This is a genomic window from Methanoculleus sp. UBA291 (assembly GCF_002499755.1).
In the GTDB taxonomy this organism is placed as follows: domain Archaea; phylum Halobacteriota; class Methanomicrobia; order Methanomicrobiales; family Methanoculleaceae; genus Methanoculleus; species Methanoculleus palmolei.
The window spans coordinates 21941-38125 of record NZ_DANC01000040.1 but is presented as its reverse complement, the minus strand read 5'-3'; the positions used below and the strand labels follow the sequence as shown (position 1 = coordinate 38125).

Genomic DNA, 16185 nt, shown 5'->3' with positions numbered 1-16185 from the left:
CTGGGTAGAATGCTCCCGGCGCAGTTGAACGTCCCTTCCGTCAACTGGACGGTGCCGCCACCGGCGGGGAGGGCGTCGATGGCCTTCTGGATCTCCGCCTGATCGTTCGATCCGTCGCAGACATAGTCTGCCTCTGCCTTCGCTACGTCGCTGCTGTCGCCCGCCGCTACGACAAGCGTGCTTGTACCGGACAACTCCTCTCCTGCTACGGCCGCACCGTCGATCAGAAAAAAGCTGAACACGAGAAGGAGTGTGGACTGTCTTTCCATTGCAAATGTCCTCTTCATGCAATTCACCCCTCATGGGAGTGGATTTAGGTATTTATATCATGCTATAAAAATATTTTTAAAACAATAATAATTATCATACAGACTTAAGAGATAATATACAAATTTTGAGGCAATCAAGAGATGAAAAAAAGCCTCATCAGGGATATCGGATCGAGAGATGGTTTTTATATTAGAGAAGGAGTTGATGCTCCCGGGCGCAGCAATACCCCCTGAGATGCCCGGAAGGTCCGGGTAGAATTGACCAGTGCAGGAGAGATTAAGCAAAAAGGGGGGCGGATCGAATTCGTTCGGAAATTAGAGAGAAAAAAGGAGAGAGGGAACAGAATTGCTTCTTGATGCACCCAGAACGGTCGAAAGGCGGACGAACTGGATGTCACGACTTCACGATCTTTACAGCACCGTCGGGGACATCCTGTGTCAACGTTATGCCCGTCGAACCAACCGGTAGGATCCGCATACCCTTTACCAATACATTGCTGGTCCCGTATCCGTCAATGACAAACGGCTGCGCCGCATTTGAATTTATTTGCCCGGAGTATACAACATTCCTGTTACCCATCGCGTATATCAGAGTGGAGACGCGATCCCCCGTGGCATGGATATCGATGCTAGAATCCACAAACAACGCTCCTCGCGGTGAACCCCCCAGTACGGCGCCCTTGCCGTCGATCCCGGCTGGATCAGTCAACCGGAAGTTTTTGATCTGCATATGATCCATCAGCGCGATATGCAGACCGTATCCGAAAGATTCGATGCTTTCACAGTTCTCCATGACGAGCGAGGGGTTGGCGTCCGTCAGTAGCGACTGCACGATGAAGAACGACGTCGGTTTCACCTGCGAGTAGTCGGTCTTTCCCCGGCCCGTCTCGCGGTCCGTGCAGTTGTACAGGGAGACACCGTCGGGGTAACTGAAGAAGAACCCGTAGGCGCTGTTCCCTTCCGCGGTGCAGTTGTTGAACGTGTACTGGCCCCGCGGCGCCATGTAGCCGGCGCCGAAGTAGTACTCGCCGCTTGTGTCGTAATATTCAGGGTAGGGTTTCTGGCCGTTGTTTCTGCTGATGCAGTCTGAGAAAACGATGTCTTTCTTGGCGGGAGCCCATTCGAGGTGAAACCCGGATTCCCAGCTGCCTTCGGCGACACACCGGGTCACCCGCAGGTTCTCTATGTCGTTGAGCTCCGCAAAATCGAATCCTGTGACCCAGTTATTGAATCTGGAATATCGGCCGCAGTCGATCGCCCTGCAATCGATATACTGGACATATTTGTGTACCTTGTAATCAGTATCCTGCGAACTATGAAGAAATCCGTACGTTCCGGGACCATCAGCCACACAGCCGATGAATGCAATACACTCGATAGCCTTGTTGTAGCCCTCAATAGAACGCACGTAAAATACAGCCTGGATGGACCTGTCGGCTGTGGCCGTGACGTTTCTGACCCACACGTGGCTCGCAGTGATATATATCACACCCCTATGCGCCGATTGCCCGGAATAGCCGGAGCCGGTTGCGCGGAAGCCTTCCAGCGCAACGAAATCATTTTTCATCCAGACCAGGCCGTTATTTGTAAAAATCAGGTTGGTAGACTCATTATTCTGCCCTTTCAGGGTCGTATACGACTTGGGCAGAAGGCTTCCGGCACAGTTGAATGTTCCTTCCGTCAACCGGACGGTCCCGCCGCTGGCCGGCAGAGCATCGATCGCAGCCTGGATCTCATGCTGATCGTTGATACCGTCACAGGTATAATCTGCCCCGGCTTTCGATGCCGCACTGCTGTCGCTCGCTGCGACAACGAGTGTGGGCTCCGTCACCGTCGGCATCGCGGGGGTCGGTATCGCCGACACCGGTGGGCCGGGCGGAATCGGTGGGCTGGGTGGAGTCGGTTTCCACGGCTGAACATGCAATACCAGCACAACGGCACACACGGCTGCTATCACGATGACTATGGCAATAAGCGTGCGTCCGCCTCTCTCTCCTGGACGTTGTAGCGCTGACATAGTGTTCTCGCATTTACCGTTAGTTTACTTAAACGCCGCCGCCGAGCCGTACGGTCTCGTCCTCATCTTCCCCAATCCGAACCCCCAGGGTATCGAGAAATGTCTACAGTTGCCGGATCGTCGATGTCGGCTATCATCACCAGTCTGTAACCGGAAAGCAACTCCCTGCCGAAGGGGAAGGACCGGATATCCGTTCCGCCGACAACTTTCGGCTTCTTCATCGTGTCAACACCACGGCCGAGGCGTTCAATGCCGGAATCCCGCCCCTCCCGCAAGGGAGGGGTTGAAAAACCCCGTATAATGCTGTCAGCCGGGTTCATACCCCTTATGATGCACAGGTACCATTTAATGGTTTAGGGTGGACGGGCCTGGCCGTTCTCTATATGACGGGAAAATGGGTATACTCATTTCTGTTCATGACCGATACGACCCGGCAGGCCACCCCGTGCCGGGGGAGTTCTGCCGGTTTGGGAGACAAAGCGCCAGGGGTGCTGGTGAAAGTCGGCCCTTCGGAGGACAATCGAATCCTCGAAACAGCCTGGACCGGGTCGGATGCCGGTCATTTCGTTTTGGGTAGGGATGTCAGGAAACTTCCACAGGAAGTTCCCGTGCACGGCAGACCTCCAATTTGCCTGTTAGAAAACTCCCGACGGAGGTCTCCCTGTCATCTCCTGCCCCGACCGGGGATTTCCCGCTCCGCTCCGTTGTCCCCGCAAGTTAGATATAGGAACTGAAACAACTATTGACCGCTATATATCTCCGCCTTCCGCCAGCAGAGGAATGAGCAATGCCGCCTGACAATACCGATAACGCCCCTGCCTCCACTCAAAAACCGCATCCGGACCTACCGCTGGATGCACCCCGGTACTACATCAACCGGGAACTGAGCTGGATACAGTTCAACCGGCGCGTCCTCGAGGAGGCACAGGACCACCGGCACCCGCTGCTGGAGCGAGTAAAGTTCCTCTCGATCTTCTGGAGCAACCTCGACGAATTCATGATGATCCGGGTCTCCGGGCTCCGGCGGCAGCGGACCCGCGGCGCTCTTGAAGCCCCCCCGGACAGGATGACGCCGACCGAGCAGCTGACGGCGATCCGTCAGGACTTAACGCCGCTGCTTGAGGATGCCGCCCGGTGCTGGAGCGAGGACCTCCTCCCGGAACTGATCCGTGCGGGCATCTGCATCCACCGGCACCGGGACCTCGATCCCGACCAGAAACGGGCCCTGGAAGACTACTTCGAGCGGAAAGTCTTCCCCGTCCTCACCCCGCTGGCGTTCGACGTCGGACACCCGTTCCCGTTCGTCTCAAGCCTGAGCCTGAACCTCGCCGTTATCATCAATGACCCCGAGCGCGGAACGGTCTTTTCCCGGCTGAAAGTGCCGCTCGGCGTCCTCCAGAGGCTCGTTCGGGTCCCGGGAGACGTCTTTGATGCAAAAGACCCGGAGGACCTTCCCGGGGCGAACTTAGACCACTTCGTCTTCCTCGAAGACCTCGTCGCCTCGAACCTCAACCGGCTCTACCCCGGGGTAGAGGTAGTTGCCGCATACCCGTTCCGGGTCACCCGGGATGCGGACTTCGAGATCGAGGAAGATGAGGCCTCGGACCTCCTCACCGCGATCGAGGAGAGCGTGGAACTCCGGCGGATCGGTTCCCCGGTCCGCCTCGAAGCCGACTGCTCCATGCCGGCATGGGTAAGAGAGATGCTCACGGCAAAATTCGGTGTCCCCCAGAGCCTTGTCTTTACGTCCGACGGCCCCCTCGGCATGGCCGACATCATGGAACTCACCGCGGTCGACCGCCCGGACCTAAAAGACCAGCCGTTCCTCCCCTCTTACCCGCCCATCCTCTCCAGAGAAGAAGATATCTTCGCCGCGATCAAAAAGCAGGACATCCTGCTCTACCACCCCTACGACAGTTTCACGCCCGTGATCAACTTCATCAAACAGGCTGCAAACGACCCGGATGTGCTCGCCATCAAGCAGACCCTCTACAGGGTCGGGCTGAACTCTCCAATCGTCGAAGCGTTGATGGATGCCCGCATGAACGGAAAACAGGTCGCGGTGCTCGTCGAACTGAAGGCGCGATTCGACGAGGAAAACAACATCGTCTGGGCGCGGGCGCTCGAGCGGGCGGGCGTCCACGTCGTCTACGGGCTCGTCGGCCTGAAGGTCCACGCAAAGATGTGCATGGTCGTCCGGCGGGAGGCGGGAGCGCTCGTCACCTATACGCACATGGGGACGGGAAACTACAACGCCGGGACGGCGCGGGTCTATACCGATCTCGGCCTCTTTACCTGCAACCCCGAGATCGGCGCCGACGTCACCGACCTCTTCAACGCGCTCACCGGCTACTCCCGGAAGTCGAGGTACCGCAGGCTCATCGTCTCCCACGGATCGATGGGGACCATGCGGGAAGGGATCGTCGCACGGATCGAGAGGGAGATCCGGCGCCAGCAGGAGTTCGGCGACGGTTATATCGCCCTGAAAATGAACGCACTCGTAGACCGCGACTGCATCATGGCGCTCTACCGTGCATCTGAAGCCGGTGTCACGGTGGACCTGCAGGTCCGGGGGATCTGCTGCCTCCGGCCCGGGATATCAGGGGTCAGCGATACGATCACCGTCACATCGCTCGTCGGGCGGTTCCTGGAGCACTCACGGATATACTACTTCAGAAACGGCGGAGACGAGGAGGTCCTCCTCGGGAGCGCGGACCTGATGCCCCGAAACCTCGACCGACGGGTGGAGACGCTCTTTCCGGTCATCGACCCCGAGATCCGGGAAGCGATCATCAACGATATCCTGCGCGTCCATCTCCGGGACACCGCCATCGCGCGAAGGTTAAATTGTGACGGCACCTATGAACGCGTACGTCCGGCGCCGGGAGAAGAGCCTCTCAACTCGCAGGACTGGATGCTTGCGCACCGCGGGATCTGGCATACCGAGAGGGAGTGAGGTATACAGTATGATCCGGACGAGGAGAGTAAGAGTTATCGAACCCACCGGAATAGATCCCTATCGGGGGCTGATCCCGTGGGCGACGGAGACCCGCATCAGGGGGGGACAATCATAGAGGACCCGTTTGCAGCGCCGTCCTGCACGCACCCGGCAGGGGGGAGCGGATCAACCGACCGGCGGTACTTCATCAACCGGGAGTTGAGCTGGCTTGCATTCCATCGGAGGGTGCTTGAAGAGGCGCAGGACGCGACCCACCCCGTGCTTGAACGGGTCAAATTCCTCGCCATCTGCGGCAGCAACCTCGACGAATTCTTCATGGTGCGCGTCTCAGGCATCCGGCGGCAGATGTCGGAGGGGGCGCAGGAATTGCCGCCGGACGGGATGTCGCCCGCCGAAGAGATGGCCGCTATCCGCAGCGAGGTCGAGCCGCTCGTCCGTGCCCACGCACAGTGCTGGTCGGAAGAACTCCTGCCTGCCCTGCGGCAGTCCGGCATATACATCCACCGCTACCGCGATCTTGTGCCCGCAGAGCGCGCCCAGCTCTGCGACTACTTTGACCGGATCATCATGCCCGCACTCACCCCGATGGCGTTCGATGCGGCCCGGCCGTTTCCTTTCATTTCCAGCATGTCGTTGAACCTCGGGATCATCGTCCGGGACCAGAAGGGCATGGAGCACGGCGCCCGCCTGAAGGTCCCGGTCGGGCTCTTCCCCCGGTTCGTCCGGGTGCCCATAGCGAGCGGAGGGGGGCAGGGAAAACAGGAGTATCACTTCGTCCTTCTCGAAGACCTGATCGCCGAGAACCTCGGCCGGCTCTTTCCAGGAATGCAGGTGGCTGCATCCTACCCGTTCCGGGTCACCCGCAACGCGGAGATAGAGGTCGTAGTCGATGAAGCCTCGGACCTCCTTACCGCAATAGAAATGGGCGTCTCCACCCGGCGCGTCGGGCATCCGGTACGGCTGGAGACGGGCGGCCCCGTGCCCGGTTCGATGCGGGACATCTTCGAGAAGAAACTCGACCTCTCCCCGAACGACATCTATGAGACGGACGGCCCGCTTGCTCTTGCCGATCTCCGGGAACTGCAGGATATCGACCGCCCCGACCTGAAAGACCGGCCGTTCATCCCGGCCGTTCCGCCCGTGCTTGAAAACGAGGTAACGGCCTTCTCCCGCCTTGAGAAGCAGGACGCCATGCTCTACCACCCCTACGACAGCATGGCCCCGCTGGTGCGCCTGCTCCGGGAGGCGGCACGGTGCCCCGAGGTCCTTGCCATCAAGATCACCCTCTACCGCATCGACCGGGACTCCCCGATCATCGATACGCTCCTTGAGGCGCGGCGTAACGGCAAACAGGTCACCGCCGTCGTGGAGTTGAAGGCGAAGTTCGATGAGAAGAACAATATCACCTACGCAAGAAACCTCGAGCGGCATGGCGTTCATGTCGTCTACGGCCACGAGAAATTGAAGATCCATGCAAAACTCTGCCTCATCGTCAGGAGAAAGGGCGACAGGATCGTTCGCTACGTTCACCTGAGCTCCGGCAACTACAACACGGTGACGAGCCGGATTTACGGCGATATCGGTTATATAACTTCCGATCCCGATATCGGTGCGGATGCAACCGAACTATTTAACGCCCTTACGGGGTACGCGGAGCAGCAGACCTACCGCAAACTTCTCGTTGCTCCCACCACCCTGAAATCCGGTATCCTCGAGCGGATCGAGCGGGAGATCCTGCATCAGGGGGAGCACGGGAACGGCTATATCGCCATGAAACTCAACGGTCTGCTCGACCCGGAGATCATCACCGCGCTCTATCGGGCGTCTGAAGCCGGCGTTGCGATCGCTCTCAACGTACGGGGTCTGTGCGCGCTACGGCCCGGGATACCGGGAGTGAGCGAGAATATTTCCGTCATTTCCATAGTCGGCAGGTTTCTTGAACATGCACGGATCTATTACTTCCGAAACGGCGGCGATGAGGAGATTCTTCTCGGGAGTTCCGACCTTATGCCCCGGAACCTGAAGCGCAGGGTCGAAATCCTGTTCCCTGTACCCAATCCGGCTATCCGGAAGGAACTGGTCAAGATCCTGAATATCCATCTTGGGGATACGGTCAAGGCGAGACGCCTGCTCAGTGACGGCACCTACGAACGGGTAACCCCGAAAGATGGCGAGCCAGGCATCGACTCGCAGCAGTGGCTGATTGAACACCGGGGGGAGTGGCATCATGGCGATGGGCGCGCCTGACCCCGGGACCTGCCTGTACGGGGCCGGGTACCTCTCCGACCTTCTCGAGGCCTTCAGCGCCGAGGTTGAGGGTGTCCGTGCGGCGGACGATATCGAGTACATCCACAGGATGCGCGTGGCGTCCCGGCGGATTAGGGCGGCTCTTCCCCTGTTCAAGGACTGTTTCTCCGGCAAGGAATACCGGTTCTGGAACAAGGAGGTCCGGGCCATCACGCGGGCGCTCGGGGCCGCGAGGGATGCAGACGTCCAGATCGCGTTCCTCCGATCCGTTGTCGGGACCATCGGCGAGAGAGAACGGCCGTCGATGCGACCGATCTTTCTCCTCATGGGTGAAGATACGGGTTTCGAACCGGCGCCCCTGGTCCCCGTCCCGAAAAGAGAGACGGCCCATAAAACGCTCAAAAAAAGAATCTATCTGGTATTCGCCCGGATCAAAGACTCCATCATGCACAACGGCGCAAACCGGCCGCAGGATATCACAGTCGCAGCCGACCCTTCCCCCCGGTACCTTCTCCCGGGACTCGAATGCCTCCTTCTGCGTCTTCAGCAGAGGAGAGCGGGTCTTCAGCCGGCGGTTATCGCGGGGATCGACCGGCTGGAGAGGACGGGGGTCGTCGAGGCGATGGAAGACGCTCTCGCCGGATATCTTGAACGGGAGGAGTGCCGCAACACCGACGTCCGTTCACATGCAGCGTATGTACGTGCGTTCTCCCATATATCACGGCAGATCGACGAAGTATTCCGGTTTGAGCCTTTCGTCGCCATGCCCGACCGCACCGTCGAGCACCACGCCATGCGCATCGCCGTAAAACACCTCCGTTACACCATGGAGGCGTTTCAGGGTCTTTACGGCGACGGTCTGAAAGAACCCTTGAAGAAGGTGATGCACCTCCAGGACGTTCTCGGCGAGTTGCACGACTGCGACGTCTGGCTCGGGTTCCTGCCTGAATTCCTCGACGCGGAGAGGGAGCGGCAGCGGGAATACTTCGGGCACCTCGACTTCTTCAGGCTCGTGGAGCCGGGCATCCACCACCTCATCGACGACAGAGCCCGACAGAGGCGGGAACTCCATGCGCTGCTGGTGCGGACATGGGCGGAGCAGAAGGAGGAGAGGCTGTGGGAACGCCTTCGAGAGGCGATAAGCACCCCCCTGCCGGGCCGAGAGCAGGGTGCGCCGACAATGGTTGCCCTCATAGGCGACGTGCATGCAAACCTCCCCGCTCTTGCGGCGGTCCTTAACGACGCCTGGGCCCGGGGCGCAACGCTCGTTCTGAATGCCGGCGATTCCGTCGGGGGCGGGCCGGCCCCGAACGAGGTCCTGCAGATGCTTGCGGCGGAAAACGTCATCAGCGTCGTCGGCAACTACGACCGAGACGTACTCGGGGCAAGACGGATTCGAAAAACTTCCGAAAACAGGAAACGGCGCAAAGCGCTCCGGCGAGCCCGCCGCAGTCTTTCGCGGAAAAGCCGGCGATATCTCCGAACGCTCCCGGAGAGAGTCCGCCTGAGGCTCTTCGGGAAGCGCATCCTCCTCACGCACGGGAGCCCGGCATCGAACACCGAGTATATCTCCGAAAATACCGCAAGTCAGCGATTGAAGGACCTTGCGGCCGCGGCGGACGCCGACGTCATTGTTACCGGCCACTCCCACCGCCCGTTTGCGGCCGAGGTCGGCGGTGTCTGGTTTGTCAATACCGGCAGCGTCGGAAAGCCGGATGACGGCGATTCGCGGGCCTGTTATGCGCTTCTGCGGCCCGACCCGTTCACGATAGAGCATATTTCAGTCGCATACGGTGAAACGCCGCAGGAGGGTGCGGAGATGCAGGGGGAGGGAGGTGAACCCGACACAATAAAGACTCATAATAGTTCAGAGCCAACACCTCAGCAGAGTGATCGGACAGCAGGAGTACAGCAGGTCGATGTCGAACGGCAGAGGTAGCCGGAGGGGGGCGGTCGCATCCTGTGCGGAGGAATACGGCGGAGATATCCGGCACGCCCGGCAGGTATCCTTCCTTGCGCTCCGGCTCTTCGACGAACTGCAGCCGCTCCATCGACGGACCGGGACGGATCGCGAGTATCTCGAGTATGCCGCACTGTTGCACGACATCGGGTGGGTGGAAGGTCGGGCGGGCCACCACCGGCTGGCGCTTGAGATGATCCGGCGCGATGAGCGGCTCCCCTTCAACGAATACGAGCGGCGGATCATAGGAAACATCGCGCGGTATCACCGGAAATCGCCCCCGAAGGAGTCGCATGCTCCGTTTGCGGAACTCGATGCCTCCGACCGGAAGCGGGTGTGCGACCTTGCAGCACTGCTGCGGGTTGCAGACGGACTTGACGTCACGCACACCGACGCCATCCGGGAGATCGACTGCGACGTCCACCCGGACCGGATCGTGATTCGGTGCGCGTTCTCGTCCCCGGCCGTCGAGGAACAGAAGTCCGCCTTAAAGAAGAGCGCTCTCTTCGAATCGGTCTACGGGAGGAGGCTTGTGATCGAATGATCGCATCTTCGAAAGGACGGGTCGTTGCCTTCTTCGACCTCGGCACGAACTCCGTCCGCCTCCTTGTTGCCTGTTTCGAGTCCCCGCAGTCTTACACCGTGCTTACGAAGCAGAAAGAGGTTGTGCGGCTCGGAGAGGGTGCGTTCATCCGGGGATGGCTCAGGGACGACGCGATGGACCGTGCGGTCCTTGTCTGCAGGAGGTTTGTCGACCTTTCACGCAGTTTCGGTGCGGTAGAGTGCGTGGCAGTTGCGACGTCGGCCGTACGAGAGGCGCGAAACTCCGCGGACTTCCTCAAGAGACTGCAGAATGAAACCGGCCTGAACGTCCGGACGGTCTCCGGGGTTGAAGAGGCGCGCCTGATCTATCTCGGTGTCTCGCGAGGCATTGAGATGGGCGACGCCGTTGCACTGTTTGTCGATATCGGCGGCGGCAGCACCGAGATCATCGTCGGGGACCGGGGGCAGGAGCGGATGCTCGAAAGCCTTCATCTCGGGGCGATACGCCTCACGAACCAGTTCTTCGAGGACGGAGCGACGGACTCCGTGCCGCCGGAGGTCTACGAAGAGATCCGGCGCTACATACGGGACGTCGTCACGCCGGTCGCGGAACGGGTGAAGAGGGAGCGTGTGGATGTTGCCTACGGGAGTTCGGGCACGATCCAGAACCTTGCGGAGATTGCCCGGCGTTCTGTTTCGGACCGGCTCTCGGATACGCCGCCGGCCCTCACCAGGGAGGACCTTGGAAAGACCGCCGCCCTGCTCTGCTCGCTTCCGCTCGATCGGCGTAAGGGCGTCCCCGGAATCAACCCGGATCGGGCGGACATCATCATTGCGGGAACCGCCATTCTTGAGGAGGTCATGGATGCGTTCGGTCTTTCGGAGATCCGCATAAGCGATCGGGGTCTCCGGGACGGATTGATCGTCGATTACCTCTCGCGCCGGAACGGCATGTCACCCGAGGACCGGCTGCGGAAGAGGAAGCAGAGCGTAGAGCGGCTTCTCGGCGCATGCAGAGCCAGTCCCGAGCATGCGCAGACGGTCGCACGTTTCTCGCTTGAACTCTTCGACAGCGGAAGACAGGCAGGGCTGCACAAGTTCGGCACCGCAGAACGGGAACTGCTTGAATACGCGGCATACCTCCACGACATAGGCGAGATCGTCTCGTTCTCCAACCATCACCTTCACTCGCACTACATCATCAGCAATGCAGATCTGCCCGGGTTTGACCGGCGGGAGGTCGGGATCATCGCGGAAGTGGCCAGGTATCACCGGAAGAAACCGCCCCGGACAGGTACGGGGCCGGCGGCGGTTCCTGCCCTCTCCGTGTTTCTTCGCCTTGCCGAGCACCTTGACCGTGGCCATGTCGGCCTTGTCGCCCAGGCACGCATCGTTTCTATCGACAAGAAGGCGGCGACCCTCGAGATCGTAAGTGCGACGGATTGCACTCTTGAGTCCTCGGCGATCCGGTCCGAGGGTCGCGCCTTCAGGAGGGTCTTCGGCAAAGACCTTATCATCCGGTGCGTCGGCAGCGAGTGAACGGCCCCGCGCCCTCCCGAAATGCATTTCTGGTTGAATGCAATCGCAGGCAACGGCGGTCGGCTCGGAAGTTCCGGTAACCTGCATCTTCAAACATTCTCACGCAGCGGGCAAAAAAAAGTATGGTTGCAGACCGGCAAACGTGAACCTGTCACCAGATGACCGGTCTCTCCTCGACCTCCCGGTAGAGGGCATCGTCCGGCCGGATCTCCGGGAACGCCTCGTAAAACTCCGGGATGTTGAACAGGACTCCGTTCACCCGGAAATTCTCCGGAGAATGGGGATCGGTCAGAACCAGGTTGCGTAGCGAGTCCTCCCGGTCGTTCACCCTCCAAAGGGTCGCAGCCCCGAAGAAGAACCGCCGGTCTGCGGCAGTGTCGACCACATCTGACCGGTTCTCCGCCTTCTTCCACGCGTGATAGGCCAGAGTCAGGCCCCCGAAATCGGCGATGTTCTCCCCGAGGGTGAGGTTGCCGTTGACGTAAAGGCCGGGAAGGGCCTCGAACCGGTTATACTCTGCCACGAGCATGGCCGTCCGGTTGTTGAAGTTTTCGGCATCCTCTTTCGTCCACCAGTCCTTCAGGTTCCCGTCCTTGTCGTACTGCCTTCCCTCGTCGTCGAACCCGTGTGTCATCTCGTGCCCGATCATCCATCCGAGCGCTGCGTAGTTGAGAGCGGGGTCTGCGTCCGGGTCAAAGATCGGCGGCTGAAGAACGCCTGCCGGGAATACCATCTCGTTCCGGGTCGGATCGTAGAAAGCGTTCACCGTCTGCGGGGTTATGGACCAGAGGCTCCGGTCAACCGGGCCGCCGATCCGCTCAAGCCCATTCGGTCCGTGAATGAAGGAGTGGGCCTGGGCGGCACGGACGTTCTCCACGTACGAGTCGGAGAGGGTCAACCCGGAGTAGTCGGTCCATCGGTCGGGATACGCGATCTTCTCTCCCATGGCGGCAAGTTTCTCGTGGGCCGCTGTTTTCGTGAAATTGCCCATCCAGGTAAGGTTCGCAATTCGTTCGTCAAGTGTCTCCCGGATGGAGAAGAACATCTCCAATACCATCTCGCGGGTCCTGGGGTCCACGTACTCGGCGACGTACGCCCGGCCTACCAGGTCGCCGAGGGATATGCTCTCCGTATCTACGACACGCTGCCACCGGGGTTTCATCTCCGGAACACCGTAGAGGGCCCTGCTGTAGAAATCAAAACGCTCCTCTTCGAACGATGAAGAGAGGTAAGGGGACGCCCCGTCGATCAGCCGGTAGCGCAGGTAGACCTTCCAGTCTTCGAGCGGTGCCGTCTCAAGCAGGGTATTGAGTCCCTCCACATACCCTGGCTGGTAGAGATGCACCCGACCGACCGGCCCGGAACCCGGGGTGGTGGAGAGGGTCTCCCATCCGATCGCAGGGTACCGGTCCTCCAGTTCGGCAAGGGTATAGAGGTTGGTGGTAAGCCCGGGGTCACGGTTCTCCTCCGCGCTGAGGTGGGTCGTCGCAAGGGTCTTTTCCATCGTATAAACAGTCTCTGCGTCGGCCGCTGCCTGATCTGCAGGCTCCCCTGCGAGCACCAGAACCCGGGCGATGTGATCCCTGTAGGCATCCTGAAGGTCCGTGCTCTCGGTGTCGTTCCGGAGGTAGTAGTCCCGGTCCGGCAGCCCGAGCCCGCCCTGATAGAGGCCAGGAACCATTTCGCTGCTGTTTTCGGGGTTGACCTCCGCCCAGTAGGAATACACCGGACCGAACCCCTGCTCAAGGAGAACGATCGTGGCATCAGTCAGGTCGGCACGGGAGTCGATGGAGTCGATTGTCGTGAGAAGATCAGATAGACCGGAGAGTCCTTCGCCGTCTATCGTCTCATTGTCCATTCCCGACCGGTAGAACTGCCCGAGAAGGGTAGTGTTTCGGTCAGCACCCTGCGTCGGGGCGGTTGATGCATTCAGGAGGAGGGAGTGGAGGTCGTTATTCACCCGGTCCTGCAGCCCGGTTAATGTCGCATAGTACTGTTTATCGGCCGGAATAGGGTGTTCTGCTATCCATGCGTCGTTTACGTAGGCATAGAAGTCGTCACCCGGCCGGACGGACTCGTTGAAGATGAATCCGCTTTCAGACGTCTGCAATCCGGTATCCGGAACCACCGTCCCGGCGGAGGCGGAACATCCGACGCAGACAAGACAGGCGATCAGGAGAAGAGTCAAGGAAATACGTTTCATAACGGATATATCTCATCCCTTACGGGAATAATGGTTATGGCCGACCCCGACCCGGCCTTTGCCGATGAGGAACGGCTACTGAGAGCAGTTGATAGAAATAGTTCTGTCCGGGGCATATTCACGGGAAAGCGTTCCGGGACCTCCAGCTGCGGGTCTCGGTGTACGGATTAACCTCGACCCGCGCCTCCGTTCCGATGTTGCTAGATGCACCCGCTCCAGCCGCAGTGCTTGCAGATCCCCTGGTTGCACCCCTCGCCGAAATCGAGCGGTTCGTGGCATTCGGGGCAGAGCCGCCGTCCCCTGGTTTCTTTGACCTCCCAGTCCTTCAGCGTGGTGACGCTCTGGTTCTTTGCCGCAAGGTCTATGCACCGCCCGACGACATCGGCGCACGAGTGCCCCTCGGATGCCGGGTTCTTGATGGCGGAGATGCAGTTCACTTTCCCGAACTGCCGGACGAACTTCTGGTAGGGCACGCCGTTCTGGAGGCCGGTGCTGATCGCACGGCCGAGAGCGCTGTTGTTTGCATCACACCCTCCGCTGCCGACCGTCCTGATGAAGACCTCTATGGGCCGGCCGTCGAGAAGGTTCACGGTCACGTACAGGCGGCAGCACCCCGACTGGCAGAGGTAGGTCCTCCCCGCGAGTTCTTTCGGCCGTTCGATCGGCAGGGTCGCGACCCGTCCCGGCACCTTCCGCCCATCGTCGGCTCCGGGAGCGGAGGATTCTGCCGGGGCCTTCGAAGGCTCTTTCAGGGCGAGGACGACCGCTTCTCTGCTCCCCGTCCGGTAGATGGTGATCCCCTTGAGCCCGAGTTTCCACGCCATGAGGAGCGCCTCTTCGCAGTCGTCCCGGGTGGCGGAGCCTGGCATGTTGATCGTCTTGCTGATCGAAGCATGGACGTGCTTCTGGAAGACCGCCTGCATCCGGATGTGGTCCCGCCAGGAGATGTCGAGCGCCGTCTTGAAGAGCGCACGAAACTCCTCCGGGAGCCAGGAGAGGTCCTGGATCGTCCCGGTCTCGTGGACGTGGACGATGACCGCACCCTCCCTCTTTTTCCGTTCGTCTTCGGGGAGACCCATGCCCGCGAGGGTCCGGATAAGAGCGTCCCGGAAGACCGGGTTCACGATGACGAAGGTCTTTCCTATGGTATTCTTCCGGGTGTAGGCGAACGAAAAAATCGGCTCGATACCGCTGGAGCAGCCCGCAAGGAGCGATATGGTCCCCGTGGGGGCGACGGTCGTCATCGCGGCGTTCCGGACCGGGTAGTCCTTCCAGACGCTCCCCTCCCACGCAGGAAACGCTCCCCGCTCTTCTGAAAGCCGGTGCGACTCGTCGGTCGCCGTCTCGGTGATGAGCCGCATGGTATGCTCGCACCAGTTCCTCCCTTCGTCGGAGTCGTACGCAAGGCCGAGCATGAGCAGAGCGTCGTGGACCCCCATGACGCCGAGGCCGATCTTCCGGGTCTTCTTCGTCGCTTCCTCGATCTGCGGTATCGGATAGACGTTTTTGTCGATGACGGCGTCGAGGAACCGGACCGCCATACGGGCGGTGTTCGTGAGCGTTTCCTCGTCGAGAGCCCCCCCGCGTATGCAGGCGGCGAGGTTGATGCTCCCGAGGACGCAGCTCTCGTAGGGGAGGAGCGGCTGCTCTCCGCAGGGGTTTGTCGTGTCGATCTCACCGAGGTGCGGGGTGGGGTTGTGCCGGTTGATCTCGTCGTAAAAGAGGATGCCCGGCTCGCCGTTCTTCCAGATCCCGTCGACGATGCCGGTCCAGATCCGGCCGACCGTGACCGGTACGCCCGTTCGGGGGTCGGTGATCCAGACTTCGTCCTCCCGGCGCTCCGCGACGAGGTTCATGAACGCATCGTTCACCATCACGGAGATGTTGAAGTTGGCGAGGTCCCCCTCATTCTGTTTTGCGGCGATGAACGACAGGATATCGGGGTGCCAGACGTTGAGGATCCCCATGTTCGCCCCGCGGCGGCGGCCCCCCTGCTTGATCACGTCGGTTGCCGCGTTGAAGACCCGCATGAACGAGACCGGCCCCGATGCAACCCCGTCGGTCGACCGGACAGGCGAGCCCTCCGGCCGGATGCGGGAGAAGTTGTAGCCCGTTCCGCCGCCGGTCTTGTGGATGATCGCCCCCTGTTTCATGGCATCGAATATGCCTTCGATGGAGTCAGGGACCGGCAGGGTGAAGCAGGCGGAGAGCTGCCCGAGTTCGGTTCCGGCGTTCATGAGGGTGGGTGAGTTCGGAAGAAACCGGAGAGTTGCCATCGCTTCGAAAAAAGCGCTTTTTTCGGCTTCGTCATCGGCGAGCGCCGAGGCCACGCGGCGGCAGATGTCTTCGAACGTCTTTTCGCCTCTCCGGAGGTAGCGTGCCGAGAGGATGCTGTCAACGACGGGTGATGAATTCATGGGCGGACCATCTCTATGATTCTTCGATCGG

General features: G+C 60.3%; 9 protein-coding genes and 1 pseudogene. 5 read left to right on the top strand and 5 right to left on the bottom strand.

The window, feature by feature from the left end; genetic code table 11:
* From BP737_RS09235 to BP737_RS09225, 3 genes and pseudogenes are all read right to left on the bottom strand, one after another.
* Positions 1–287, bottom strand: a pseudogene (locus tag BP737_RS09235) (glycosyl hydrolase); the annotation flags it as partial.
* Between the two features lie 376 nt (positions 288–663).
* The gene (locus BP737_RS09230) at positions 664–2286 is read right to left on the bottom strand and encodes a hypothetical protein (RefSeq protein WP_292408102.1); all 1623 of its coding nucleotides are present in this window, start codon (positions 2284–2286) and stop codon (positions 664–666) included.
* 62 nt (positions 2287–2348) lie between these two features.
* Positions 2349–2606 carry a hypothetical protein gene (locus BP737_RS09225; RefSeq protein WP_292408099.1) on the bottom strand — a complete coding sequence of 86 codons (258 nt, stop codon included), beginning with the start codon at positions 2604–2606 and terminating at the stop codon, positions 2349–2351.
* 467 nt (positions 2607–3073) lie between these two features.
* On the opposite strand from BP737_RS09225, the gene ppk1 (BP737_RS09220) reads away from it, so the two are divergent.
* The 5 genes from ppk1 (BP737_RS09220) (at position 3074) to BP737_RS09200 (ending at position 11534) form a co-directional block, all read left to right on the top strand.
* Complete coding sequence (ppk1, locus tag BP737_RS09220) at positions 3074–5242, top strand: polyphosphate kinase 1 (protein WP_292408095.1); 2169 nt, start codon at positions 3074–3076, stop codon at positions 5240–5242.
* A gap of 78 nt (positions 5243–5320) precedes the next feature.
* Positions 5321–7492 (top strand): polyphosphate kinase 1, encoded by a 2172-nt coding sequence (gene ppk1 / locus BP737_RS09215; RefSeq protein ID WP_292408093.1) that lies wholly within the window; start codon positions 5321–5323, stop codon positions 7490–7492.
* Positions 7473–9431, top strand: coding sequence for a CHAD domain-containing protein (locus BP737_RS09210; RefSeq protein WP_292408090.1), 1959 nt, complete (start codon positions 7473–7475; stop codon positions 9429–9431). The genes ppk1 (BP737_RS09215) and BP737_RS09210 overlap by 20 nt, the downstream gene beginning before the upstream one ends.
* Positions 9382–9996, top strand: coding sequence for an HD domain-containing protein (locus BP737_RS09205; RefSeq protein WP_292408087.1), 615 nt, complete (start codon positions 9382–9384; stop codon positions 9994–9996). The genes BP737_RS09210 and BP737_RS09205 overlap by 50 nt, the downstream gene beginning before the upstream one ends.
* Positions 9993–11534, top strand: a complete 1542-nt coding sequence (locus tag BP737_RS09200; RefSeq protein ID WP_292408085.1) for a Ppx/GppA phosphatase family protein — start codon at positions 9993–9995, stop codon at positions 11532–11534. Before BP737_RS09205 ends, BP737_RS09200 begins: the two co-directional genes overlap by 4 nt.
* Before the next feature lie 151 nt (positions 11535–11685).
* Here the strand turns inward: BP737_RS09200 and BP737_RS09195 are convergent, their stop codons facing one another.
* Positions 11686–13737, bottom strand: coding sequence for a M13 family metallopeptidase (locus BP737_RS09195; protein WP_342686147.1), 2052 nt, complete (start codon positions 13735–13737; stop codon positions 11686–11688).
* A gap of 200 nt (positions 13738–13937) precedes the next feature.
* A complete protein-coding gene (locus BP737_RS09190; protein WP_292408079.1) occupies positions 13938–16154 on the bottom strand; it encodes an adenosylcobalamin-dependent ribonucleoside-diphosphate reductase in 2217 nt (738 codons plus the stop codon).
* Positions 16155–16185 lie beyond the last annotated feature (31 nt).